This window comes from Azospirillum sp. NS33, assembly GCF_059703765.1.
On sequence record NZ_BAAKJB010000019.1, the window covers coordinates 89,568 to 113,128 of the forward strand.

Here is a 23,561-nt window from a genome sequence, read left to right on the forward strand (position 1 = left end):
CCTGGGCAGGGTTGCCGACCTCCGCCCACCCAGGGGCGGGCTCGGAAACCCTGCAAAACCAAGGGCTCCGCAGGTCTCGCCGGGCCGGTGCTGTGGCCCGATCCGGTGAAACCTGCCGACGGATAGGGACATTTCCGTACCATCGCCGCGCCGCTCTGGACTATGCTGGGGGCTCGCGAACGGGCGGGATGCGGGAGTGATGAGCGACCGGTCGACCGAGGTGCTGGCGCGGCTGACGCGCGAGGAGCTTGAGGCGATGGACGCCGCCGGGCGCGAGGTGCGCGCCTGCCTGAGGGTGCTCGCCAAGACCGGCGACACGGTGATCGGCGAACTGTTGCGCGGCCACGGCGCCCCCTCGGCCTGGCAGCACTACCCGCCGGGCGACGTCTACGACAGCGAGTACCACGCCCAGTACTATTACCACTGCCATCCCGAGGGGGAGCGGCCGGGCGGCGAGCACGGCCACTTCCACACCTTCCTGCGCCCGCTCGGCATGCCCGAGGGGGTGCGTCCCGCCGCGCTGCCCGACGCCGCCGGAGCCGGGGGCGGCAACGACGCGCTGTGCCACCTGGTGGCGGTGGGCATGGACGCGCTGGGCCGGCCGACCCGTCTCTTCACCACCAACCGCTGGGTCACCGGCGAGACGTGGTACGCCGCACCGGACGTGGTGCGCATGCTCGACCTCTTCGTCGTTGACCACGCCCGCCCATCCTGGCCCGCCAACCGGTGGATCACGGCGTTCCTGCGCCTGTTCCGGCCCCAGATCGTGGAGCTGCTGCGCGGGCGCGACGCGGCGGTCGACGCCTGGGCGCGGGCGCATCCGGACCGCTACGTCTACGAGGACCGCGCGCTGGAGGTGGCCTCGGCGATCACCGTGGACGTCGACGAGCAGATCGCGGCGCTGGACGCGGTGCTGCGCGGCGGACGGCGGCGCTCCCCCCTGTTCCCCGAGCCGCCGGCGTTCCATATCTGAGGACAGGGCCGGGTATCAGGGCCGGTCCGGCGCACCACACGGCCCCGTGGTGGCATTAAGGAAGGTTCAACCCTTCGCCGCCCATGATTCGGCCTTGCACGCGATCCCCGCGGCGGGCCGCGGCGCGGCCGCCGGCGGGGTCGGGCGTTGTGGAGCCTGGTCGACGAAGCGCCCAGGCGGAACATGAGGGTCGGGCACCCATGAAAGAGCATCTGAGCCGGGAAGACGTCGCGCGGCTGCTGACGGACCCTTCGCCCGCCACCCGCGCCGATCTTGCGATCAAGGTCGCCCGCGAGTTCGAGGCCAACACCTTGAGCAGCGACGAGCGCCGCCTGGCGGAGGACATCGTCCGGGTGATGGCGCGCGACGCCGTGGTGCGGGTGCGCCAGTCCCTGGCGGAGAACCTGAAGTCGAGCCCGTCGCTGCCGCGCGACGTGGCGTTGACCCTGGCCCGCGACGTCGAGGCCGTGGCGATCCCGATCCTCAGCGTCTCCCAGGTCCTGACCGACGCCGATCTGCTGGAGGTGATCCGCTCGGGCAGCGACGCCAAGCAGGGCGCGGTCGCCCAGCGCCCGGAAGTGTCGGCCACCGTGGCCCAGGCGATCGTGGAAACCGCCGGCGAGGGCGTGGTGGCCGCGCTGGTGGCCAACGAGGGCGCCCAACTGGGCGAGGCGGTGCTGGGCCGCGTGCTCGACCGCTTCGGCGGCAGCGAAGTGGTGCAGGCTCCGCTGGTCCACCGCAGCCGCCTGCCCGTCACCGTGGCCGAGCGGCTGGTGGCGGTGGTGTCGGAGAAGCTCCAGCAATATCTGGTCGCCCACCACGACCTGCCGGCCAAGACCGCCTCCGACCTCATCCTGCAGAGCCGGGAGCGCGCGACCGTCGGCCTGTTCTCCGGCGAGAGCGACGAACAGGCGCTGGAGCGCCTCGTGGCGCAGCTCGCCCGCACCGGCCGCCTGACGCCGTCGCTGATGGTGCGGGCGCTGTGCATGGGCGACGTCGCGTTCTTCGAGGCGGGGATGGCGCAGCGCGCCGGCGTGCCGCTGACCAACGCCCGGCTGCTGATCCACGACGTCGGCCCGCTCGGCCTGAAATCGGTCTACGACAAGGCGCGCATGCCCTCGGCCCTGTTGCCGGCCTGCCGCATCGCCATCGACGTCACCAGCCAGACCCCCTACGACGGCGAGCCCGACGACGTCCTGCGCCACCGCCGCCGGATCATCGAGCGCATCCTCACCCAGTACGAGGACCTGGCGGCCGACGACCTGGAGTACCTGCTCTCCAAGCTCGGCGACCTCATGCACGAGGGGTGACGGCCCGGCACCGTCCGGCGCCTTGCGCCGGACCGTCGGGGCGGCTATAGCCGGGCCTGGCGCAGCGTGAGGACGTCCACCCGTGCACTCCGACCTCTTCCTGAACGAGCTGGCCGCGCTGGGCCAGGTGATCTTCATCGATCTGGTGCTGGCCGGCGACAACGCCATCGTCGTCGGCATGGCCGCGGCCGGGGTGGCCCGCGCGCAGCGCGTGCGGGTGATCTTCTGGGGCATCGTCGCCGCGGTGCTGCTGCGCATCCTGTTCGCCGTCCTGGCCACCCAGCTGCTGGCCATCATCGGGCTGACCTTCGCCGGCGGCGTCCTGCTGCTGTGGGTGTGCTGGAAGCTCTACCGCGAGCTGCGTGAAGCGCGCGCGGAAGCGGAGGGTGGGGCCCTGGTCGGCGGCGAGCCGGGCGCCGGCGGCCCGGCGCCGGGCAGCAAGCCCATGGGCGTGGCGATCTGGCAGGTGGTGGTGGCCGACGTCTCCATGTCCCTGGACAACGTGCTGGCGGTGGCCGGGGCGGCGCGCGAGCATGTCTGGGTGATGGTGATCGGGCTGATCCTGTCGGTTGCCCTGATGGGGGCGGCCGCCACGGTGATGGCCCGGGTGCTCAACCGGTACCACTGGATCGCCTATGTCGGGCTGGCGGTCATCCTCTACGTCGCCGTGCGGATGATCGTCGACGGCGGCGGCGAGCTGCTGGCCGCCGCCGGCACCCTCTGAGCCGCCGGGAGCGCTGCCGGAACCTTTGCCGCGCCGCCGGTGTTCCTTGCGGCAGCGTCACAGGGAGGTTCCGGCATGGCCGATGATCGCAACGACAACCCAGCCCCGACGGCCCGGCCGCGCAGCATGGGCGACATCGAACGGGACATCGGCGCCATTCGCGCACGGATGGACTCCACTCTTGACGAGCTGGAATACCGGATGTCGCCGGGCCAGATGACCGGCGCCGTCACCGACATCGTCCGCGACGTGGTGCAGGGGCGGCCGACGCGGATCGCCCGGGCGATCCGCAACAACCCGATCCCGGTGGCCCTGATCGGGATCGGCGCGCTGTGGCTGGCCTGGGCCATCTCGCGCACGCCCGACGAGGCGCCGGGCGTCGCACAGGAGCGCGGTCCGGCCCTCTCGGAGCAGCGGGTGCGCATCCTCCTGACCGGCCTCGCCGGTGCCTGTCGGCAAGGCGCCGAGGGCAGCCGGGAGGCCGACGCGGCGCTCGACGATCTGCGCCTGTCCCCCCGGCTGACGGACATGGCGCGCCAGTTCGACCGCAGCGCCGCCGCGCTCGGCCATGAGCTGGACGGGCTGGGCGGCGGGCCCGAGCCCGACGGGCCGCTGCACCCGGCGTGGCGCGACCTGTTCGAGGTGCTCGCCACCACCCGGTCGCGGGCCCACGCGCTGGCCGCCCTGGAGCACGGCGTCGACGGCACGCTGGCGCTCTTCCGCGATGCCCTGCACGAGCGCCTGCCGGAGGACGTCCGTGTGGTGGTCGGCGCCCATTTCCACGAGATCGAGACGATCCGCCACCAGCTCTCCAGCGTGCGCGAGGCCCTGGCCTGATGCTCGGCCTCAGCCGCCGTCATCACGACCGGCCGGCGGCCGACCGTGTCCCCCGGGAGGCGGGGCCGCGCGGGCGCGGGGCCGCCCGGCCCGGGGCCATTCCCCGGCGTGGCTGGAAGGACGTGCTGTGGCGCGTCTACGAGGAGCAGTCCCGGGACAACCTGGGCATGGTCGCCGGCGGCGTCGCCTATTACGCCCTGCTCGCCCTGTTCCCGGCGATCGCCGCGGCGGTGTCGGTGTACGGCCTGGTTGCCGACCTGGCGACGGTGGAAACCCACATCGAGACCCTGGCGGGCATCGTGCCGCCGCAGGGCCTCGACGTGCTGCGCGCCCAGGCCCAGAGCGTCGCCTCGGCGTCGGGCAGCGGGCTCACCCTGGGCGCGCTCGGCGCCCTTCTGTTCGCGCTGTGGAGCGCGTCGCGCGGCGTCGGCGCCCTGGTGACCGCCCTCAACATCGTCTACGACGAGGAGGAGGGGCGGGGGTTCATCCGCCAGGCGGCCTTGTCGCTGACCCTGACCCTGACCGGCATCCTCTTCCTGTTCTTCACCCTGGCGGTGGTGGTGGTGGTGCCGGCGGTGCTGGCAATGGTGCCGCTGGGCGGGCTCGACTGGGTCGTGCGCCTGGCGCGCTGGCCGATCCTGGCGGCGGCGGTGATGCTGGCGCTGGCGGTGCTCTACCGCTTCGCCCCGTGCCGGCGGGAGCCGAAGTGGCGCTGGGTGACCTGGGGCTCGGTGGCCGCCACCGCGCTGTGGCTGGTGGGCTCCATCGCCTTCTCCCTCTACGTCAGCAACTTCGCCAGCTACAACGAAACCTACGGCTCGGTGGGGGCGGCGGTGATCTTGCTGCTGTGGCTCAACCTGGCCGCCTACGCGGTGCTGATCGGCGCCGAGTTGAACGCCGAGCTGGAGCACCAGACGGCGCAGGACACCACCCAGGCGCCCGACGCGCCCCTGGGGCACCGCGGCGCCTATGTGGCCGACACCGTGGGACGGCGGCGCGCCTGAACCGGCGCGCCCGTCAACTCGGGTCGGCGGTGAGGCAGGCCAGGACCACCGTGTCGAAGCGGGCCTGACGCTCCCCTTGGAGCCGGCCGGCCAGCATGTCCTGCCACACCCCGGCGGCCTTGAGGTCGGTGGCGACGCAGGCGCAGGCGGCGGGGCAGGAGGCGGCGGTGCCGCCGTTGACCCGGCAGCTGGCCGTGCAGTTCACCAGGAAGTCGTGGGTCTGGCGCGCGTCGGACCACGGCGCGAGGCCGGGCAGCGCGGACGCGGCGAGCCAGAGGGCGCCGAACAGCACGGGCTGGTGGACCAGATAGATGACCAGGCTGTGGCGGCCGGCCCAGGCCAGGGCGCGCCCGGTGGGCCCGGGGCGCCACGCCGCCACCGCCGGCCCGGGCCGCCACGCCCGGGCCGCCGCCATGCCCAGCAGCACCACGCCGAACCACGGGAACAGCGGGACGTAGTCGTTCGAGGCGGGCGGGTGGCTCATCAGCCCGACCCAGCGCAGCCACGGTCCATCGAAGCCGGGGAGCGGCCCCACCAGGGCCGGCACGAGCAGCGCGAGCGTTCCCAGCGCGGCCAGCGGGAGCGGCGGCAGACCGACGAACGCCAGCCCCAGCACGCTGGCCAGGGCGATGTGGTGCAGAACGCCGAAGAAGATCGGGCTGTCCGGGAACGCCGCGTAGGACGCCGCCGACACCGCCGCGGCGGCGGCGACCAGCAGGCCGAGGCGGCGCAGGTGGCGGCGGGGGGCCAGCCCGTGCCGGGTCGCCAGGACCAGGCCGACCCCCACCAGGGCGAGGAAGGCAGAGACGATGGCGGTGCGCGCGGCCAGCCACGCCGCCGCCTCGGTCAGGGCGAAGCGGGCGAAGCCCAGGGCGTCGAGGTCCCAGCAGAGGTGATAGGCGACCATCGCCAGGATGGCGCCGCCGCGCAGCGCGTCGACCGCGGCGAGCCGGCGCGCCGCCGGGCGGTCGGCGGGGCGGTGGGCGGGGCGGTCCGCGGGGGCCGGCATGGCCGGCGATGCTGGGGCGGGCGTGACCATGGGCTTGTGATGCCGCATCGCCCGGCGGTTGTCCACCGATGCGTGCCCGGGCCGGGAAGCGGCTCTGCGCAACGGTTCGCGGCGCGTCCTATTCCCCGCCGTCGGGCCTTGAAGGGGGACAGGGGGTGTGCCACGTTAGTGCGGTGCCGTAGAAGACGCCGCGCTCATCACGAGGCGGTGTCGCCCCAGGCCCCTCCCGGGCTGGCGGTCTTCCCATCAAGAGGCCCTGTCGATGTTCGAAATCCCCCGTGGTGCCCTGTATCCGGTCCTGCCGCTGCGGGACATCGTGGTCTTCCCCCACATGATCGTGCCGTTGTTCGTCGGCCGCGAGAAATCCGTGCGCGCCCTGGAAGACGTGATGAAGGATGACAAGCAGATCCTTCTCGTCACCCAGAAGAACGCTGCGCAGGATGACCCGACCCCCGCCGACATTTACGACGTCGGCACGGTGGGCACCGTGCTGCAACTGCTGAAGCTGCCCGACGGCACGGTCAAGGTGCTGGTGGAGGGCGGCCAGCGGGCCTCCATCGTGAAGTTCGCCGAGAACGAGGAGTTCTTCCAGGCCTACGGCGACCTCATCGAGGAGAAGGCCGGCGACACCCAGGAACTGGAGGCGCTGTCGCGCGCCGTGGTCTCCCAGTTCGAGCAGTACATCAAGCTCAACAAGAAGATCCCGCCGGAGGTCCTGGTCTCGATCAACCAGATCGAGGAGTCGGGCAAGCTCGCCGACACGGTGGCGTCGCACCTCGCGCTGAAGATTCCGGAGAAGCAGCAGCTCCTGGAGTGCGCGACGGTGTCGGAGCGGCTGGAGCGCGTCTACGCCTTCATGGAGGGCGAGATCGGCGTGCTGCAGGTGGAAAAGCGCATCCGCAACCGCGTCAAGCGGCAGATGGAGAAGACCCAGCGCGAGTACTACCTGAACGAACAGCTCAAGGCGATCCAGAAGGAACTGGGCGAGTCCGAGGACGGCCGCGACGAGGCCGCCGAGCTCGAGGAGAAGATCAACAAGACCCGCCTGTCCAAGGAAGCGCGGGAGAAGGCCCTGGCCGAGCTGAAGAAGCTGCGGTCGATGAGCCCGATGTCGGCCGAGGCCACGGTGGTGCGCAACTACCTCGACTGGATCCTCTCGATCCCGTGGAAGAAGCGCACCAAGGTGAAGAAGGACCTGCGCCACGCGCAGACCATCCTCGACGCCGACCATTACGGCCTGGAGAAGGTCAAGGAGCGCATCCTCGAGTACCTGGCGGTCCAGAACCGCTTGAACAAGGTGAAGGGGCCGATCCTCTGCCTGGTCGGGCCGCCGGGCGTCGGCAAGACGTCGCTGGGCAAGTCGATCGCGCGGTCGACGGGGCGCAACTTCGTGCGCATGTCGCTGGGCGGCGTGCGCGACGAGGCCGAGGTGCGCGGACACCGCCGCACCTACATCGGCTCCATGCCCGGCAAGGTCATCCAGGGCATGAAGAAGGCGAAGTCGTCGAACCCGCTGTTCCTCCTGGACGAGGTGGACAAGCTGGGCGCCGACTGGCGCGGCGATCCCTCCTCGGCGCTGCTGGAGGTGCTCGACCCCGAGCAGAACGCCAGCTTCAACGACCATTACCTGGAGGTCGACTACGACCTGTCCGACGTGATGTTCGTGTGCACGGCCAACACGTTGCGCCTGCCGCAGCCGCTGCTGGACCGGATGGAGGTGATCCGCGTCGCCGGCTACACCGAGGATGAGAAGGTCGAGATCATCAAGCGGCACCTCATCGACAAGCAGATCAAGGCGAACGGCCTGAAGAAGGGCGAGTTCTCGATCTCCGACGACGCGCTGCGCGACCTCATCCGCTACTACACGCGCGAGGCCGGCGTGCGCAACCTGGAGCGCGAGATCGCCAACCTCTGCCGCAAGGCGGTGAAGGAGATCCTTCTGAAGCCGTCGGGGATCGGCAAGGTGGCGGTCACCCGGCGCAACCTCGACAAGTACGCCGGCGTGCGCCGGTTCCACTTCGGCGAGGCGGAGCTGGAGGATCTGGTGGGCGTCACCACCGGCCTGGCCTGGACCGAGGTGGGCGGCGAGCTGCTGTCCATCGAGGCGGTGACGCTGCCCGGCAAGGGACGGGTCACCACCACCGGCAAGCTGGGCGACGTCATGAAGGAGTCCGTCCAGGCGGCCGAGAGCTACGTCAAGTCGCGCGCCACCGCCTTCGGCATCAAGCCGACCCTGTTCGCGAAAAAGGACATCCACGTCCACGTTCCCGAGGGCGCCACGCCCAAGGACGGCCCGTCGGCCGGCGTGGCGATGTTCACGTCGATCGTCTCGGTCCTCACCGGCATTCCCGTTCGCAAGGACGTGGCGATGACCGGCGAGATCACCCTGCGCGGGCGGGTGCTGCCGATCGGCGGGCTCAAGGAGAAGCTGCTGGCCGCCCTGCGCGGCGGCCTGAAGCACGTCCTCATCCCCAAGGACAACGAGAAGGACCTGGCCGACATCCCGGACAACGTGAAGCGGGGGCTGGAGATCATCCCCGTCAGTTCGGTGGACGAGGTGCTGCGCAACGCATTGGTCCGCGTGCCCGAGCCGATCGAGTGGACCGAACCCGAGGACCCCATCGAGCCGGCCGCCAAGCCGCGTGATGGCGACCAGGGAGGCGAGGTCCTGCGCCACTAGGAGGCGTTGACGGGTGCTCGCGCCCGGCAAATCGCCACAGACGGCAGCGGCCACCCCCGTCGCCAATTGACGGGTGGTGGCCGCTGTGCTTACATTTTGATCTCGCGAAGTCGTGGGGTGACTTTGTTTGTCCTATATTCGTTGAACGGGAAGGGGGAATAAGTGAACAAGAATGATCTCGTGGCACATGTGGCCGATGTCGCGGGTTTGTCTAAAACAGACGCGGGCAAAGCGATCGACGCGGTGTTCGACACCATCGCCGACGCGATGAAAAAGGGAGACGAGGTGCGTTTGGTGGGGTTTGGCACCTTCGCGGTGGCGGAGCGTGCGGCGTCCGAAGGGCGCAACCCGCGGACCGGCGAGAAGATCGCCATCCCGGCGTCCAAGCAGCCGAAGTTCAAGCCCGGCAAGAATCTCAAGGACGCCTTGAACTGACACGCCCGGTCGGGGCATACGCGTGCGCCGGCCGGTTCCTGACCGGCCGGTTCGCCGTGTCCGGGCCGGCCCCGGACGACACGGATTTCGGGCGATTAGCTCAGCGGTAGAGCGTCTCGTTTACACCGAGAGGGTCGGCGGTTCGATCCCGTCATCGCCCACCATGCCCAGCGGCGGATCGCCGCATCAATGACCCCGGCGCACTGGCGCCCCGATGATCCCGGCACACGCCCCCGTTCATCCGCCTGCGGCGCTGGGGCGTCCGATCGGCCCGGCGCCGCGGCGGGAGAGCCCCCGCCGGGCCTTGTCAGAGGGCATGCTCCAACACCTGCCACACCACGACCCAGGGGGCGCCGGCCAGCACGACCCAGGTGGCGATCAGCGGCACGCCGCGCAGCTTGGTCACCGCCGGTTCGTCGGCCGGCCAGGCGAGGCCGGCCAGGGAGCCGGACGTTGCGGCGCTGGCCGACCCGCTGCTGGCCGACGGGGAGAGGGACGGCGCGGGGGTGGCCGCGGCGTCGGTCTGGGCGGGGGCATCGATCGTCGTCTGGAGCATGGTCACCTGCCGGGGGTCACGGAACACCCGAAGGATGGCTCCGGTCTGGTTAACAATCGTTAAAGGTGGTGGCCCGCCGGGCCGGATCAATGGGGGTATCCCGGTTATGACGGCGGCCGCGACGGGGTGCCCCGGCCGCCGGGGCGGCGGCGACTCGGTTGTCGCGGGAGGCATTCGAGGGCCCGGCGCGGCGCCCGCCGAGGCCCCAGCACGGCGCGCGCGGCGCGCCGGAGTGTGGTAGAGTGCATCCCGGACCGCACGACGGTGGGAGGAGCAGGCCATGAGCGCACACGCCGGGGGCAAGGACACCGGGGGCAAGGACACGGTGACGGACGAACGCCGCCTGGGGGACCGCATCCTCCATGCGCTCGAACTGGCCATCGACGAGGAGGACCTGGAGGTCAGCGAGCATCTGGCGCGCGCCCTGGAGGAGACCCTGACCCGCTTCGGCGGTCCGGGCCGCCACGAGCGCCGCGACCTGCCGCCGGGCATGCTCGACGCCTTCGACCGCCTCGACCGGCTGCGCCGCCGGGACCGGGCCGCAGCCGGCGATGCGGCCTAGCCGCGCAGCGCCGTCGGAGCCGCCCCGGAGGGCCGGAAGCCGTGCGTTTTCCTGATTGACAGGGGGCCGTGGCGGGGCTAGAAACCGCCCCACCACAGCCTCCGCCGGGCGCGGTCCTCAAAGCAATCGATCGCTCCGTGGCGGGTTTTAAAATGTGGATTTGCCGTACACGGCAATTGCGCGGGTGTAGCTCAGTTGGTTAGAGCGCCGGCCTGTCACGCCGGAGGCCGCGGGTTCAAGTCCCGTCACTCGCGCCATCTTCCTCCTTGTTTTCCATCATACAAAATTTGAACCTTTTCAAAGCGCTAGAGCGTGGGATTCCTATGAGATTCCGCCCTGGCGGGCCGATCAAAGCGCTTTCCTTGGTCCGTCAAGCGGCATATATTGCGCTGCGTCTGACGGGCTAATCCAGTCTTCACCCACCGCGTGTGGCGCCACGGCCTTCCCGGGCCGCAGCGTCGCTCGCGTTTGAGGCCCATGGGAGGAATGCGGTGTCCAACCCGCTGATCATGGAATACCTTCCGATCCTGGTGTTTCTGCTCATCGCCATCGCGATCTCGGTGGTGATGGTCGCCGGGTCGTACATCGTCGGCCCCAGCGCCCCGGATGCCGAGAAGGTGTCCACCTACGAATGCGGCTTCGAGCCGTTCGAGGACACGCGCGCCAAGTTCGACGTGCGGTTCTACCTGGTCTCGATCCTGTTCATCATCTTCGACCTCGAGGTCGCCTTCCTGTTCCCGTGGGCGATCGCCCTGGGCGACATCGGCCTGTTCGGCTTCTGGTCGATGATCGTGTTCCTCGGTGTCCTGACCGTCGGTTTCGTTTACGAGTGGAAGAAAGGAGCCCTGGAATGGGAGTAGAGGCTGCCAACCGCATGGCGCCGATTCCGCCCGGACCGGAACAGGACGCCTATCTGCGCGCCGTGACCGAGGAGGTCCAGGAAAAGGGCTTTATTCTCGCCAAGTACGAGGACGTGCTCGCCTGGGCCCGGACCGGCTCGCTGTGGCCGATGACCTTTGGCCTGGCGTGCTGCGCGGTGGAGATGATCCACGCCTACATGCCGCGCTACGACCTCGACCGCTTCGGCGTGATCCCGCGTCCCAGCCCGCGCCAGTCCGACTGCATGATCGTCGCCGGCACGCTGACCAACAAGATGGCCCCGGCCCTGCGCAAGGTCTACGACCAGATGCCGGAGCCGCGCTGGGTGATCTCCATGGGATCGTGCGCCAACGGCGGCGGCTACTACCACTACTCCTACTCGGTGGTGCGCGGGTGTGACCGCATCGTGCCCGTCGACATCTACGTTCCCGGTTGCCCGCCGACGGCCGAGGCCCTCGTGTACGGCATCCTGCAGCTCCAGAAGAAGATCCGCCGCGGCAACCGCATCGCGCGGTGATCCGCGCCGGCTTCACCGAATCATAAGGACGCAGGCTGAAACCCATGTCCGAACAAGCGCTCAAGGAACTCGGGGGCCACATCGCCGTCAAGCTGGGCGAGGACGTCCTCAAGACGGAGGTCCGGCTCGGCGAGCTGATGGTGACGGTGCGCCGCCCGGCCGTCGTCAAGGTGCTGACCTTCCTGCGGGACGACTCCAGCTGCAGCTTCGAGCAGCTGATGGACATCACCGCGGTCGACTATCCCGAGCGCGAGGAGCGCTTCGAGGTCGTCTACAACCTCCTCAGCCTCAAGCACAACCAGCGCATCCGCGTGAAGCTGGCCACCGACGAGGACACGCCGGTCCCGTCGGCCGTGGCGGTCTTCAGCGCCGCCAACTGGTTCGAGCGTGAGACCTGGGACATGCTGGGGGTGTTCTTCGCCGACCATCCCGACCTGCGCCGCATCCTCACCGACTATGGCTTCGAGGGGCACCCGTTCCGCAAGGACTTCCCCCTGACCGGCTACGTCGAGATGCGCTACGACGAGGACGAGAAGCGCTGCGTCTACGAGCCGGTGCGCCTCACCCAGGACTTCCGCACCTACGACTTCCTGAGCCCGTGGGAAGGCATGACCAACGTCATGCTGCCCGGCGACGAGAAGGTCCAGGCACCTGACACGGGGAGCAAGCCGTGAGCATCGCCACGTCCGCCAGCGCCATGGCCGCCCAGACGGCCAAGACCCAGATCAAGCCCTACACCATGAACTTCGGGCCGCAGCACCCTGCGGCCCACGGCGTGCTGCGCCTGGTGATGGAGCTGAACGGCGAGGTGGTCGAGCGCTGCGATCCCCACATCGGCCTGCTCCACCGCGGCACCGAGAAGCTGATCGAGTACAAGACCTACATCCAGGCGATCCCCTATTTCGACCGCCTCGACTACGTGTCGCCGATGTGCATGGAGCACGCCTTCGTGCTCGGCATCGAGAAGCTCCTGCAGATCAAGCCGCCCGAGCGCGCCCAGTACATCCGCGTGCTGTTCTCCGAGATCACCCGCATCCTCAACCACATCCTGTCGATCACCACCGGTGCGCTCGACGTCGGCGCGATCACGCCGTCGCTGTGGGGCTTCGAGGAGCGCGAGGTCCTCATGGAGTTCTACGAGCGGGTCTGCGGCGCCCGCCTCCACGCCAACTACTTCCGGCCCGGCGGCGTCGCCTGGGACATGCCGGCTGGCCTGGTCGACGACATCTGGGCCTTCACCGAGCGCTTCCCGAAGTTCTGCGACGACATCGACAACCTGCTGACGGAGAACCGGATCTTCAAGCAGCGCACGGTCGACATCGGTGTGGTGACCAAGGAGCAGGCGCTGGACTGGGGCTTCACCGGCCCCATGCTGCGCGGCTCGGGCGTCGCCTGGGACCTGCGCAAGAGCCAGCCCTACGAGGTCTACGACCGCATGGAATTCGACGTGCCGGTGGGGCTCAGCGGCGACTGCTGGTCGCGCTACCTCTGCCGCATGGAGGAGATGCGCCAGTCCAACACCATCATCCGCCAGTGCCTGCGGGAGATGCCCGAGGGGCCGGTGCGCCTGCAGGACCGCAAGGTGGCGCCGCCGCCGCGCGGCGAGATGAAGCGCTCGATGGAGGCGCTCATCCACCATTTCAAGCTCTACACCGAGGGGTTCCACGTCCCGGCGGGCGAGACCTACACGGTGATCGAGGCGCCCAAGGGCGAGTTCGGCGTCTTCCTCGTGTCCGACGGCACCAACAAGCCGTACCGCTGCCACATCAAGGCGCCCGGGTTCGCCCACCTGCAGGGCCTGGATTTCATGTCGAAGGGGCACATGCTGGCCGACGCCGTCGCCAACATCGCCTCGATGGACATCGTCTTCGGAGAGATCGACCGATGAGCGCCACCCCAGCGGTTCCGGCCGGGGAGCCGGCCACCTTCGCCTTCACCCAGGACAACCTGGACCTGGCGAAGCGCATCATCGCCAAGTACCCGGCGGACCGCAAGGCCAGCGCCTGCATGCCGCTGCTCGACCTGGCGCAGCGCCAGAACGCGAACTGGCTGCCGCGGGTCGCCATGGACTACGTCGCCGACCTGCTGGAGATGCCGCGCATCCGCGTGTACGAGGTGGCCACCTTCTACACGATGTACAACAAGGCGCCGGTCGGCCGGCACTTCATCCAGGTCTGCACCACCACGCCGTGCTGGCTGCGCGGCTCCGACGACGTCGTCAAGGCGTGCGAGTCCAAGCTCGGCATCCACGTTGGCGAGACCACCGACGACGGTCAGTTCACCCTGGGCGAGGTCGAGTGCTCGGGGGCGTGCGTCAACGCGCCGGTGGTGCAGATCGGCGACGACTATTTCGAGGACGTCTCGGCCGAGGCCATGGCGACGCTGATCGACGCGCTGAAGCGCGGCGAGACCCCCGAGGCCGGTTCGCAGATCGGCCGCCGCTCGTCGGAGCCGATGGGCGGGCCGACGACGCTCAAGGCCTTCTGCGGCGACCGCCCGGTCGCCCAGGGCGACGACTGAGGAGCCCGGACGATGCTGCGCGACGAAGACCGCATCTTCACCAATCTCTATGGCTTCCAGGATTTCGGTCTGGAGGCCGCCCAGAAGCGCGGCGACTGGGACGGCACCGCCGGCCTGATCGCCAAGGGCAAGGAGTGGATCATCGAGCAGGTCAAGGAATCCGGGCTGCGCGGACGCGGCGGCGCGGGGTTCTCGACCGGCATGAAATGGTCCTTCATGCCCAAGAACGTCGCGGACAAGCCGGTCTACCTGGTGGTGAACGCCGACGAGGGCGAGCCCGGGACCTGCAAGGACCGCGACATCCTGCGCCACGATCCGCACAAGCTGATCGAGGGCTGCCTGCTGGCCGGCTACGCCATCGGCGCCAGCGCCTGCTACATCTACATCCGCGGCGAGTTCTACAACGAGGGCTCCAACGTCCAGCGCGCCATCGACGAGGCGTACGCGGCGGGGCTGCTCGGCAAGAACGCCTGCGGCACCGGCTACGACTACGACATCTACATCCACCGTGGCGCTGGCGCGTACATCTGCGGCGAGGAGACGGCGCTCATCGAGTCCATCGAGGGCAAGAAGGGCCAGCCGCGCAACAAGCCGCCGTTCCCCGCCCAGGCCGGCCTCTACTCCTGCCCGACCACGGTGAACAACGTCGAGACGATCGCCGTCGTTCCCACCATCCTGCGCCGCGGCGCGGGCTGGTTCGGCGGGCTGGGCCGGCCGAAGAACTCCGGCACCAAGCTGTTCTGCATCTCCGGGCACGTGAACACCCCGTGCAACGTCGAGGAGGAGATGGGCATCCCGCTGAAGGAGCTCATCGAACGCCACGCCGGCGGCGTGCGCGGCGGCTGGGACAACCTGCTGGCCATCATTCCCGGCGGCTCGTCGGTGCCGGTGCTGCCCAAGTCGATCTGCGACACGGTGCTGATGGACTTCGACAGCCTGCGCGAGGTGCGCTCGGGCCTCGGCACCGCGGCGGTGATCGTGATGGACAAGTCCACCGACATCGTCAAGGCGATCGCCCGCCTGTCGCAGTTCTACGCCCATGAGAGCTGCGGCCAGTGCACGCCGTGCCGCGAGGGCACCGGCTGGCTGAGCCGGGTCATGCAGCGCATGGTCAAGGGCAACGCCAGCGTCGCGGAGATCGACATGCTCCACGACGTCACCAAGCAGATCGAGGGGCACACCATCTGCGCCCTGGGCGACGCCGCGGCGTGGCCGGTGCAGGGCCTGATCCGCCATTTCCGGCCGGAGATGGAGCGCCGCATCCTCGAGTACCGCAACGCCGCCCAGCGCGTGGCCGCCGAGTAAGGAGCCCGAAGGTCCCATGCCGAAACTCACCATCGACGGGATCGAGATCGAAGTCGAGCCGGGCACCTCGGTGCTGCAGGCCTGCGAGCAGCTCGGCATCGAAATCCCGCGCTTCTGCTATCACGAGCGCCTCTCGGTGCCGGCCAACTGCCGCATGTGCCTGGTGGAGATGGAGCGCGCGCCCAAGCCGGTCGCGTCCTGCGCCATGCCCTGCGGCGACGGCATGGTCATCCGGACCAACACCGAGCTGGTGCACAAGGCCCGCAAGGGCGTCATGGAGTTCCTGCTGGTCAACCACCCGCTGGACTGCCCGATCTGCGACCAGGGCGGCGAGTGCGACCTCCAGGACCAGGCCATGGCCTACGGCATGGACCACGGCCGGTTCGCCGAGAACAAGCGGGCGGTGCCCGACAAGTACATGGGCCCGCTGATCAAGACGATCATGACCCGGTGCATCCACTGCACCCGCTGCATCCGCTTCATCAACGAGGTGGCGGGGGTGCCCGACATCGGCGCGGTGAACCGGGGCGAGCACATGGAGATCACCACCTTCGTGGAGAAGGCGGTGTCGTCGGAGCTGTCGGGCAACCTGGTCGACGTCTGCCCGGTGGGCGCCCTGACCTCCAAGCCCTACGCCTACACCTCGCGGCCCTGGGAGCTGCGCAAGACCGAGACCATCGACGTGATGGACGCGGTCGGCTCCAACATCCGGGTCGACACCCGCGGGCCCGAGGTGATGCGGGTGCTGCCCCGCCTCAACGAGGACATCAACGAGGAGTGGCTGTCGGACAAGAGCCGCTACCACTGCGACGGGCTGAAGCGCCAGCGTCTGGACCGGCCCTACGTGCGCAAGGGCGGCCGCCTCCACCCGGCGAGCTGGGCCGAGGCCTTCGCGGCCATCGCCACCCGCCTGGATGGGCTGTCCGGCGACCGGATCGCGGCGATCGCCGGCGACACGGTGGACGTCGAGGCCATGCTGGCGCTCAAGGACACCATGACCGCGCTCGGCTCGGGCAACCTCGACTGCCGCCAGGACGGGGCGCGGTTCGACGCCTCGGCGCGCAGCGGCTACCTCTTCAACACCGGCATCGCCGGGATCGAGCAGGCCGACGCCATCCTGCTGATCGGCACCAACCCGCGCTGGGAAGGCTCGCTGGTCAACGCCCGCATCCGCAAGCGCTACCTGATGGGGGGCCTCAAGGTGGCCCTGATCGGCGAGCAGCGCGACCTCACCTATCCCTACGCCCATCTCGGCACCGGGCCGCAGGCGCTGCAAGACCTGGTGGACGGCACGGGCGATTTCGCGGACACCCTGAAGGGTGCGAAGAACCCGATGCTGATCGTCGGCATGGGCGCCTTCCGGCGGGCCGACGGCCCGGCGGTCCAGGCCGCGGCGCGGGCGCTGGCCGAGGCGACCGGCATGATCCGCGAGGGCTGGAACGGCTACAACGTGCTGCACACCGCGGCGGCCCGGGTCGGCGGCCTCGACATCGGCTTCCTGCCGGGCGAGGGCGGCCGCGACCTGGCCGGCATCCTCGACGGCGCGGCGTCGGGGGACATCGAGGTGGTCTACCTGCTGGGGGCCGACGAGATCGACACCGCCCGGCTCGGCCAGGCCTTCGTGATCTACCAGGGCCACCACGGCGACGCCGGTGCGGCGCGCGCCGACGTGGTCCTGCCGGGCGCCGCCTACACCGAGAAGAACGCGACCTACGTCAACACCGAGGGGCGGCCGCAGCAGGCCCGCCTCGCGGCCTTCCCGCTGGGCGAGGCGCGCGAGGACTGGAAGATCCTGCGCGCCCTGTCGGAGCGGCTCGGCCGCACGCTGCCCTACGACACGCTGGGCCAGGTCCGGGCGCGCATGGCGGCGGTCAACCCGATCTTCGCCGCGGTGGGGGCCGTGACCCCGGCGACCTGGCTGCCGTTCGGCGCGGCCGGGGCGCTGGACGCCGCGCCCTTCGTGTCGCCGATCGCCAACTTCTACATGACGGACCCGATCAGCCGGGCCTCGGTGACGATGGCCCGCTGCACCGAGACGTTCGACGGCTCCGCCCAGGAGAGGACCGGTACCCATGGCTGAGTTCTGGAGCGGCTTCCTGCTGCCGCTGATCATCATCGTCCTCCAGATCCTGGCGATCGTCGTTCCGCTCCTGGTCGCGGTGGCGTACCTGACCTACGCCGAACGCAAGATCATGAGCGCGATGCAGCTCCGCCAGGGCCCCAACATGGTCGGGCCGTTCGGCCTGCTGCAGCCCTTCGCCGACGGCCTCAAGCTGTTCGCCAAGGAGCAGATCCTCCCGGCCGGCGCCAACCGCATCGTCTTCTACATGGCGCCGATGCTGACGTTCTTCCTCAGCCTCGTCGCCTGGGCGGTGATCCCCTTCGACTACGGCCTGGTGCTGGCCGACATCAACGTCGGCATCCTCTACCTGTTCGCCATCTCCTCGCTGGGCGTCTACGGCATCGTCATGGCGGGCTGGGGCTCGAACTCGCGCTACGCCTTCCTCGGCGCGCTGCGCTCGGCGGCGCAGATGGTGTCCTACGAGGTCTCCATGGGCTTCGTCATCATCTCCGTTCTGCTGTGCGTCGGCTCGCTCAACCTGACCGACATCGTGCGGGCGCAGGAGACGGTGTGGTTCGCCATTCCCCTGTTCCCGATGTTCATCGTCTTCTTCATCTCGATCCTGGCCGAGACCAACCGCTCGCCCTTCGACCTTCCCGAAGGCGAGTCCGAGCTGGTCGCCGGCTTCATGGTCGAGTACAGCGCCATGCCCTTCGCCCTCTTCTTCCTCGGCGAATACGCCAACATGATCCTGATGAGCGCGATGACCACCATCCTGTTCCTCGGCGGCTGGCTGCCGCCGCTGGACATCGCGCCGCTGAACTGGATCCCGGGGATCGTCTGGTTCGCGCTGAAGATCGCGCTGTGCCTGTTCGTCTTCATCTGGGTGCGCGCCACCATGCCGCGCTACCGCTACGACCAGCTGATGCGGCTGGGCTGGAAGGTCTTCCTGCCCTTCTCCCTGTTCTGGGTGGTGCTGACGGCGGGGGTGCTGGTGACCTTCGGATGGCTGCCCAACTGAGCGACGTCGGACACAGGCAACACGGATGAAAACCGCGGGCGCGCCGCCCTGGCGCCCGCGGCAACAAGGAGACGAAGCGGCCATGGCATTCCTGGATCGCACGGCGCGCAGCCTGTTCCTGAGCGAGCTGGTGACCGGCCTCGGCCTCACCTTCCGCTACATGTTCAAGCCGAAGGCGACGCTGAACTACCCCCACGAGAAGGGGCCGATCAGCCCGCGCTTCCGCGGCGAGCACGCGCTGCGCCGCTATCCCAACGGCGAGGAGCGCTGCATCGCCTGCAAGCTCTGCGAGGCGGTGTGCCCGGCGCTGGCCATCACCATCGAGGCCGAGCCGCGCGACGACGGCAGCCGCCGCACGACGCGGTACGACATCGACATGACGAAGTGCATCTACTGCGGCTTCTGCCAGGAAGCCTGCCCGGTGGACGCGATCGTCGAAGGTCCGAACTTCGAGTTCTCCACGGAAACCCGTGAGGAGCTCTTCTACAACAAGCAGAAGCTGCTGGCGAACGGCGACCGCTGGGAGGCGGAGATCGCCGCCAACCTTGCGGCCGAAGCGCCGTACCGCTAAGAACCCCCCGGGCGAGGGGGCTTTGGCCGGGCGCCCGCAAGGGACGCGGCCGGCCCCCGGTCCAGCGCCCGGACGGGACGGATACACCCTCGACCGCGGAGGCGGGGACTTAAGATGATTGTGCAAAGCCTGGCATTTTACGTGTTCTCCGCCATCCTGGTGGCCTCCGGTGTGATGGTCATCTCCGCGCGGAACCCGGTCCACTCGGTCCTGTACCTCATCCTGGCGTTCTTCCAGGCCGCAGGCCTGTGCGTGCTGATGGGGGCCGAGTTCCTGGCGATGATCCTGGTCATCGTCTACGTCGGCGCCGTGGCGGTGCTGTTCCTGTTCGTCGTGATGATGCTCGACATCAACTTCCGGGAGCTGCGCAGCGGGGCGCTGGCCTACCTGCCGATCGGCGGGCTGGTCGGGCTGATCCTGCTGGCCGAGCTGGCGGTGGTCCTGGGCGCCTGGGTGGTCGCACCCGAGGCCGCCGGGCTGGCCGCGGCACCCGCCCCGGCGGCCGACCAGGTGACGAACACGCACGCGCTCGGCATGCTCGTCTACACCCACTACGTCTACCTGTTCCAGGCCGCCGGCCTGATCCTGCTGATCGCCATGATCGGCGCCATCGTGCTGACCCTGCGCCAGCGCGAGGGCGTGCGCAAACAGAACGTCGGACGCCAGCTCGCGCGTCGCCGTGACGAGGCCGTGGCAATCCGGAAAGTGCCGACCGGAGGAGGAATCTAAAAATGGACATCGGGCTCGGTCATTACCTGACGGTCGCCGCGATCCTGTTCACCCTCGGGGTCTTCGGCATCTTCCTGAACCGCAAGAACGTCATCGTCATCCTGATGTCGGTCGAGATGATGCTGCTGGCGGTCAACCTCAACCTCATCGCCTTCTCGGTGTTCCTGAACGACCTGGTGGGCCAGGTCTTCTCGCTGATCATCCTGACCGTGGCGGCCGCCGAGGCGTCGATCGGCCTGGCGATCCTGGTGGTGTATTTCCGCAACCGCGGCTCCATCCGAGTCGAAGACATCAATCTGATGAAGGGCTGAGCCGCGCCATGGACGTTCTCGTCGTCTTCCTTCCGCTGCTGGCGTTCCTCGTCGCCGGAGCGATCGCGCTGTTCGCCGGCGCGCCCCATGACGATCACGACCACGGCCATGGTCACGGCGACCACGGCCATGGCGGCCCCCACAAGGCCGACTGGCGCGACACCGCCGCGCAAGCCGTCACCACCGGGTCGCTGCTGGTCTGCTTCGTGCTGTCCTGGGTGATCTTCTTCCAGATCACCGGCGGCGGCGAGCCCCGCACCACCGAGCTGTTCACCTGGATCGACGTCGGCACCTTCGAGCTGTCCTGGGCCCTGCGCATCGACCAGCTCACCGCCGTCATGCTGGTGGTCGTGAACACGGTGTCGGCGATGGTCCACGTCTACTCCATCGGCTACATGAGCCACGACCCCAACAAGCCGCGGTTCATGGGCTACCTGTCGCTGTTCACCTTCTTCATGCTGATGCTGGTGACCTCCGACAATCTCGTGCAGATGTTCTTCGGCTGGGAGGGCGTTGGCGTCGCCTCGTACCTCCTGATCAATTTCTGGTACGACAAGCCCTCGGCCAACAACGCGTCGATCAAGGCCTTCCTGGTCAACCGGGTTGGCGACTTCGGCTTCGCGCTGGGCATCTTCGCCATCTTCGTGCTGACCGGGTCGGTCCAGTTCAGCACCATCTTTGAGCGCGCCCCCGACCTGGCCGGCGCCACCATGCCGTTCCTGTCGTGGGAGGTGCCGGCGCTGACCGTGGCGTGCCTTCTGCTGTTCATGGGCGCCATGGGCAAGTCGGCGCAGCTCGGCCTGCACACCTGGCTGCCGGACGCCATGGAGGGCCCGACCCCGGTGTCGGCCCTGATCCACGCCGCCACCATGGTGACCGCCGGCGTGTTCATGCTGTGCCGGCTGTCGCCGGTCTTCGAGTACGCCCCGGCCGCGCTGGAGGTGGTGGCGGTGGTCGGCGCCCTGACCGCCTTCGTCGCCGCGACCATCGGCTTCACCCAGTTCGACATCAAGCGGGTCATCGCCTATTCGACGATGTCGCAGCTCGGCTACATGTTCTTCGCCATCGGCGTGTCGGCCTACAGCGCCGCCATGTTCCACCTGTTCACCCACGCCTTCTTCAAGGCGCTGCTGTTCCTGGGCGCCGGCTCGGTGATCCACGCCATGTCGGACGAGCAGGACATGCGGCACATGGGCGGCATCTGGAAGCACATCAAGGTCACCTACGCCTTCATGTGGATCGGCAACCTGGCGCTGGCCGGCCTGCCGTTCTTCGCCGGCTACTACTCCAAGGACATGATCCTGGAGGCGGCCTACGCCGCCCACAGCCCGGTCGGCCTGTTCGCCTTCTGGCTCGGCATCGCCGCGGCGATCATGACCGCCTTCTACTCCTGGCGCCTGCTGATCATGACCTTCCACGGCAAGCCGCGGGCCAACGAGCGCGTCATGGCCCATGTCCATGAATCGCCGCTGGTCATGCTGGTGCCGCTGGGCGTGCTGGCGGCCGGCGCGCTGTTCGCCGGCGCCCTGTTCCACGACGGGTTCATCGGCGACGGCCGCGAGGCGTTCTGGGGCGAGTCGATCTTCGTCCTGCACGTCCAGGACAGCATCGAGGCGGCCCACCATCATCTTCCCGGCTGGGTGCCGGTGCTGCCGATCTTCTGCGGCCTGATCGGCATCGGCCTGGCCTACCTCCTGTACATGTTCTGGCCGGGCGTGCCGGGCCGCATCGCCGGCACGCTGTCGGGGGTCCACCAGTTCCTCTACAACAAATGGTACTTCGACGAGCTCTACGACTGGGCCTTCGTCCGACCCGCCCGGGCGCTCGGCTACGGGCTGTGGAAGTCGGGCGACGGGGCGCTGATCGACGGCGTCGGCCCCGACGGCATCGCCGCGGCCACCCGCGACGTCGCCGCGCGGACCGCGCGCCTGCAGTCCGGCTACGTCTACCACTATGCGTTCGCGATGGTGATCGGCGTCGTGCTGCTGGTCATCTGGCTGTCGATGTTCGGCTGACCGGGCAAGGGGGAACAAGAACAATGGCTGGCTGGCCGATCCTCTCGATCACGACGTTCCTGCCTCTGGTGGGCGCGTTGTTCATCCTGATCATCCGGGGCACGCCCGAGGATGTGAACCGCAACGCCCGCAATGTGGCGCTGTGGACCACCCTGATCACCTTCGTGCTGTCCCTGTTCATTTGGATCAACTTCGATCCGGCGAACCCCAACTACCAGATGGTGGAGAAGGTGGAGTGGATCCCCACCTTCAACATCGCCTACCACATGGGCGTCGACGGCATCTCGGTGCTCTTCGTCATCCTCTCCACCTTCCTCATGCCGCTGTGCATCCTCGCCAGCTGGGAGTCGGTGCAGAAGCGGGTGAAGGAGTACATGATCGCCTTCCTGGTCCTCGAGACCCTGATGGTCGGCATGTTCTGCGCGCTCGACTTCGTCGTCTTCTACATGTTCTTCGAGGGCGTGCTGATCCCGATGTTCCTGATCATCGGGGTGTGGGGCGGCGTGCGGCGGGTCTACGCGGCGTTCAAGTTCTTCCTCTACACGCTGCTGGGCTCGGTGCTGATGCTGCTGGCGATCCTCGCCATGTACTTCCTCGCCGGGACCACCGACATCCCGACCATCACCGCCACGGCGATCCCGCGGGAGATGCAGATGTGGCTGTGGCTGGCCTTCTTCGCGTCCTTCGCCGTGAAGGTGCCGATGTGGCCGGTCCACACCTGGCTGCCCGATGCCCACGTCGAGGCGCCGACCGCCGGGTCGGTGATCCTGGCCGGCGTCCTGCTGAAGATGGGCGGCTACGGCTTCCTGCGCTTCAACATCCCGATCATGCCGGAGGCCACGGAGTTCTTCACGCCGCTGATCTACACCCTGTCGGTGGTGGCGGTGATCTACACCTCGCTGGTGGCGCTGGCCCAGGAGGACATGAAGAAGCTGATCGCCTACTCCTCCGTCGCGCACATGGGCTTCGTCACCATCGGCATGTTCACCCTGAACCAGCAGGGGGTCGAGGGCTCGATCTTCCAGATGCTGTCCCACGGCATCGTGTCCGGGGCGCTGTTCCTGTGCGTCGGCGTGGTCTACGACCGCCTGCACACCCGTGAGATCGCGCGCTACGGCGGCCTCGTGCACAACATGCCCAAATACGCCGTGGTCTTCATGTTCATGACCCTGGCCTCGGTCGGTCTGCCCGGCACCTCGGGCTTCGTCGGCGAGTTCCTGATCCTGCTCGGCGCCTTCCGCGACAACACCTGGGTCGCGGCGCTGGCCGCCACCGGCCTGGTGCTGGGCGCCGCCTACGCCCTGTGGCTCTACCGCCGCGTCGTCTTCGGCAAGATCACCAAGGACGACGTGCGGGCGATGATGGACATGGGCCCGCGCGAGGTCGCGGTGTTCGTGCCGCTGATCCTGGTGGTGCTGTGGATGGGCATCTACCCGTCGAGCTTCCTCGGCATGACCTCGGCCTCGGTCGAGCAGCTCATCTCCGTCTACGAAACCAAGCTCGCCGCCGCCGCCGGTGGCGCCGAGCTGGCCGCGCGCTAG

23 protein-coding genes and 2 tRNA genes are annotated in these 23,561 nt (G+C 68.9%); 23 read left to right on the top strand and 2 right to left on the bottom strand.

Annotated features, from left to right (window positions below):
- Positions 1 to 199 precede the first annotated feature (199 nt).
- The 5 genes from AC6H2I_RS17620 to AC6H2I_RS17640 all read left to right on the top strand — a co-directional run bounded on the left by AC6H2I_RS17620 (position 200) and on the right by AC6H2I_RS17640 (position 4,848).
- Positions 200 to 973 carry a DUF6969 family protein gene (locus AC6H2I_RS17620; protein WP_497501987.1) on the top strand — a complete coding sequence of 258 codons (774 nt, stop codon included), beginning with the start codon at positions 200 to 202 and terminating at the stop codon, positions 971 to 973.
- 200 nt (positions 974 to 1,173) lie between these two features.
- Complete coding sequence (gene spbR, locus AC6H2I_RS17625; RefSeq protein ID WP_497501988.1) at positions 1,174 to 2,283, top strand: SpbR family protein; 1,110 nt, start codon at positions 1,174 to 1,176, stop codon at positions 2,281 to 2,283.
- A gap of 82 nt (positions 2,284 to 2,365) precedes the next feature.
- On the top strand, positions 2,366 to 3,007 hold the full coding sequence (locus AC6H2I_RS17630) for a TerC family protein (protein ID WP_497501989.1): 642 nt from the start codon (positions 2,366 to 2,368) through the stop codon (positions 3,005 to 3,007).
- 75 nt (positions 3,008 to 3,082) lie between these two features.
- Entirely contained in the window at positions 3,083 to 3,844 is a 762-nt protein-coding gene (locus AC6H2I_RS17635; protein WP_497501990.1) for a DUF3618 domain-containing protein, read from the top strand.
- A complete protein-coding gene (locus AC6H2I_RS17640) occupies positions 3,844 to 4,848 on the top strand; it encodes a YihY/virulence factor BrkB family protein (RefSeq protein WP_497501991.1) in 1,005 nt (334 codons plus the stop codon). The genes AC6H2I_RS17635 and AC6H2I_RS17640 overlap by 1 nt, the downstream gene beginning before the upstream one ends.
- Positions 4,849 to 4,861: 13 nt before the next feature.
- Here AC6H2I_RS17640 and AC6H2I_RS17645 read toward each other — a convergent pair whose 3' ends face one another.
- Complete coding sequence (locus AC6H2I_RS17645; protein WP_497501992.1) at positions 4,862 to 5,857, bottom strand: acetyltransferase domain-containing protein; 996 nt, start codon at positions 5,855 to 5,857, stop codon at positions 4,862 to 4,864.
- A 262-nt stretch (positions 5,858 to 6,119) separates the two neighbouring features.
- Here AC6H2I_RS17645 and lon point away from each other — a divergent pair, with 262 nt between their 5' ends.
- The 3 genes from lon to AC6H2I_RS17660 all read left to right on the top strand — a co-directional run bounded on the left by lon (position 6,120) and on the right by AC6H2I_RS17660 (position 9,136).
- On the top strand, positions 6,120 to 8,537 hold the full coding sequence (lon, locus tag AC6H2I_RS17650; protein WP_497501993.1) for an endopeptidase La: 2,418 nt from the start codon (positions 6,120 to 6,122) through the stop codon (positions 8,535 to 8,537).
- A 162-nt stretch (positions 8,538 to 8,699) separates the two neighbouring features.
- The gene (locus AC6H2I_RS17655) at positions 8,700 to 8,972 is read left to right on the top strand and encodes an HU family DNA-binding protein (protein WP_497501994.1); all 273 of its coding nucleotides are present in this window, start codon (positions 8,700 to 8,702) and stop codon (positions 8,970 to 8,972) included.
- A gap of 89 nt (positions 8,973 to 9,061) precedes the next feature.
- Positions 9,062 to 9,136, top strand: a tRNA-Val gene (locus AC6H2I_RS17660).
- A 143-nt stretch (positions 9,137 to 9,279) separates the two neighbouring features.
- Here AC6H2I_RS17660 and AC6H2I_RS17665 read toward each other — a convergent pair.
- Positions 9,280 to 9,555 (bottom strand): hypothetical protein, encoded by a 276-nt coding sequence (locus tag AC6H2I_RS17665; RefSeq protein ID WP_497501995.1) that lies wholly within the window; start codon positions 9,553 to 9,555, stop codon positions 9,280 to 9,282.
- Between the two features lie 253 nt (positions 9,556 to 9,808).
- Here AC6H2I_RS17665 and AC6H2I_RS17670 point away from each other — a divergent pair, with 253 nt between their 5' ends.
- The 15 genes from AC6H2I_RS17670 (at position 9,809) to AC6H2I_RS17740 (ending at position 23,561) form a co-directional block, all read left to right on the top strand.
- Entirely contained in the window at positions 9,809 to 10,090 is a 282-nt protein-coding gene (locus tag AC6H2I_RS17670; RefSeq protein ID WP_497501996.1) for a hypothetical protein, read from the top strand.
- 180 nt (positions 10,091 to 10,270) lie between these two features.
- Positions 10,271 to 10,347: transfer RNA gene (locus tag AC6H2I_RS17675), tRNA-Asp, on the top strand.
- A 234-nt stretch (positions 10,348 to 10,581) separates the two neighbouring features.
- Positions 10,582 to 10,950, top strand: coding sequence for an NADH-quinone oxidoreductase subunit A (locus AC6H2I_RS17680; protein ID WP_497501997.1), 369 nt, complete (start codon positions 10,582 to 10,584; stop codon positions 10,948 to 10,950).
- The gene (locus AC6H2I_RS17685; protein WP_497501998.1) at positions 10,941 to 11,486 is read left to right on the top strand and encodes a NuoB/complex I 20 kDa subunit family protein; all 546 of its coding nucleotides are present in this window, start codon (positions 10,941 to 10,943) and stop codon (positions 11,484 to 11,486) included. The genes AC6H2I_RS17680 and AC6H2I_RS17685 overlap by 10 nt, the downstream gene beginning before the upstream one ends.
- Positions 11,487 to 11,530: 44 nt before the next feature.
- Entirely contained in the window at positions 11,531 to 12,160 is a 630-nt protein-coding gene (locus AC6H2I_RS17690) for an NADH-quinone oxidoreductase subunit C (RefSeq protein WP_497501999.1), read from the top strand.
- A 23-nt stretch (positions 12,161 to 12,183) separates the two neighbouring features.
- Positions 12,184 to 13,374, top strand: a complete 1,191-nt coding sequence (locus AC6H2I_RS17695) for an NADH-quinone oxidoreductase subunit D (RefSeq protein WP_497502040.1) — start codon at positions 12,184 to 12,186, stop codon at positions 13,372 to 13,374.
- On the top strand, positions 13,371 to 14,006 hold the full coding sequence (gene nuoE / locus AC6H2I_RS17700) for an NADH-quinone oxidoreductase subunit NuoE (protein WP_497502000.1): 636 nt from the start codon (positions 13,371 to 13,373) through the stop codon (positions 14,004 to 14,006). Before AC6H2I_RS17695 ends, nuoE begins: the two co-directional genes overlap by 4 nt.
- 12 nt (positions 14,007 to 14,018) lie before the next feature.
- Complete coding sequence (nuoF, locus tag AC6H2I_RS17705) at positions 14,019 to 15,311, top strand: NADH-quinone oxidoreductase subunit NuoF (protein ID WP_497502001.1); 1,293 nt, start codon at positions 14,019 to 14,021, stop codon at positions 15,309 to 15,311.
- Between the two features lie 16 nt (positions 15,312 to 15,327).
- Entirely contained in the window at positions 15,328 to 17,391 is a 2,064-nt protein-coding gene (nuoG, locus tag AC6H2I_RS17710; protein ID WP_497502002.1) for an NADH-quinone oxidoreductase subunit NuoG, read from the top strand.
- Positions 17,384 to 18,394 (top strand): NADH-quinone oxidoreductase subunit NuoH, encoded by a 1,011-nt coding sequence (nuoH, locus tag AC6H2I_RS17715; protein WP_497502003.1) that lies wholly within the window; start codon positions 17,384 to 17,386, stop codon positions 18,392 to 18,394. The genes nuoG and nuoH overlap by 8 nt, the downstream gene beginning before the upstream one ends.
- Positions 18,395 to 18,476: 82 nt before the next feature.
- Positions 18,477 to 18,965: an NADH-quinone oxidoreductase subunit NuoI gene (gene nuoI / locus AC6H2I_RS17720; protein ID WP_497502004.1), complete on the top strand. Its 489-nt coding sequence runs from the start codon at positions 18,477 to 18,479 to the stop codon at positions 18,963 to 18,965.
- Between the two features lie 114 nt (positions 18,966 to 19,079).
- On the top strand, positions 19,080 to 19,694 hold the full coding sequence (locus tag AC6H2I_RS17725) for an NADH-quinone oxidoreductase subunit J (RefSeq protein WP_497502005.1): 615 nt from the start codon (positions 19,080 to 19,082) through the stop codon (positions 19,692 to 19,694).
- Between the two features lie 2 nt (positions 19,695 to 19,696).
- Complete coding sequence (gene nuoK, locus AC6H2I_RS17730; RefSeq protein WP_497502006.1) at positions 19,697 to 20,005, top strand: NADH-quinone oxidoreductase subunit NuoK; 309 nt, start codon at positions 19,697 to 19,699, stop codon at positions 20,003 to 20,005.
- A gap of 8 nt (positions 20,006 to 20,013) precedes the next feature.
- Positions 20,014 to 22,020 carry an NADH-quinone oxidoreductase subunit L gene (gene nuoL / locus AC6H2I_RS17735; RefSeq protein WP_497502007.1) on the top strand — a complete coding sequence of 669 codons (2,007 nt, stop codon included), beginning with the start codon at positions 20,014 to 20,016 and terminating at the stop codon, positions 22,018 to 22,020.
- 23 nt (positions 22,021 to 22,043) lie between these two features.
- Positions 22,044 to 23,561: an NADH-quinone oxidoreductase subunit M gene (locus AC6H2I_RS17740; protein ID WP_497502008.1), complete on the top strand. Its 1,518-nt coding sequence runs from the start codon at positions 22,044 to 22,046 to the stop codon at positions 23,559 to 23,561.

Coding starts and splice junctions, on each gene's coding strand:
- AC6H2I_RS17640 (WP_497501991.1), top strand. CDS start 3,844: ATGCTCGGCCTCAGCCGCCGTCATCACGACCGGCCGGCGGCCGACCGT.
- AC6H2I_RS17670 (WP_497501996.1), top strand. CDS start 9,809: ATGAGCGCACACGCCGGGGGCAAGGACACCGGGGGCAAGGACACGGTG.
- AC6H2I_RS17645 (WP_497501992.1), bottom strand. CDS start 5,857: ATGCCGGCCCCCGCGGACCGCCCCGCCCACCGCCCCGCCGACCGCCCG.
- AC6H2I_RS17695 (WP_497502040.1), top strand. CDS start 12,184: ATGGCCGCCCAGACGGCCAAGACCCAGATCAAGCCCTACACCATGAAC.
- nuoK (WP_497502006.1), top strand. CDS start 19,697: ATGGACATCGGGCTCGGTCATTACCTGACGGTCGCCGCGATCCTGTTC.
- nuoF (WP_497502001.1), top strand. CDS start 14,019: ATGCTGCGCGACGAAGACCGCATCTTCACCAATCTCTATGGCTTCCAG.
- nuoG (WP_497502002.1), top strand. CDS start 15,328: ATGCCGAAACTCACCATCGACGGGATCGAGATCGAAGTCGAGCCGGGC.
- lon (WP_497501993.1), top strand. CDS start 6,120: ATGTTCGAAATCCCCCGTGGTGCCCTGTATCCGGTCCTGCCGCTGCGG.
- AC6H2I_RS17685 (WP_497501998.1), top strand. CDS start 10,941: ATGGGAGTAGAGGCTGCCAACCGCATGGCGCCGATTCCGCCCGGACCG.
- nuoH (WP_497502003.1), top strand. CDS start 17,384: ATGGCTGAGTTCTGGAGCGGCTTCCTGCTGCCGCTGATCATCATCGTC.
- nuoI (WP_497502004.1), top strand. CDS start 18,477: ATGGCATTCCTGGATCGCACGGCGCGCAGCCTGTTCCTGAGCGAGCTG.
- nuoE (WP_497502000.1), top strand. CDS start 13,371: ATGAGCGCCACCCCAGCGGTTCCGGCCGGGGAGCCGGCCACCTTCGCC.
- AC6H2I_RS17725 (WP_497502005.1), top strand. CDS start 19,080: ATGATTGTGCAAAGCCTGGCATTTTACGTGTTCTCCGCCATCCTGGTG.
- AC6H2I_RS17740 (WP_497502008.1), top strand. CDS start 22,044: ATGGCTGGCTGGCCGATCCTCTCGATCACGACGTTCCTGCCTCTGGTG.
- spbR (WP_497501988.1), top strand. CDS start 1,174: ATGAAAGAGCATCTGAGCCGGGAAGACGTCGCGCGGCTGCTGACGGAC.
- AC6H2I_RS17690 (WP_497501999.1), top strand. CDS start 11,531: ATGTCCGAACAAGCGCTCAAGGAACTCGGGGGCCACATCGCCGTCAAG.
- nuoL (WP_497502007.1), top strand. CDS start 20,014: ATGGACGTTCTCGTCGTCTTCCTTCCGCTGCTGGCGTTCCTCGTCGCC.
- AC6H2I_RS17635 (WP_497501990.1), top strand. CDS start 3,083: ATGGCCGATGATCGCAACGACAACCCAGCCCCGACGGCCCGGCCGCGC.
- AC6H2I_RS17620 (WP_497501987.1), top strand. CDS start 200: ATGAGCGACCGGTCGACCGAGGTGCTGGCGCGGCTGACGCGCGAGGAG.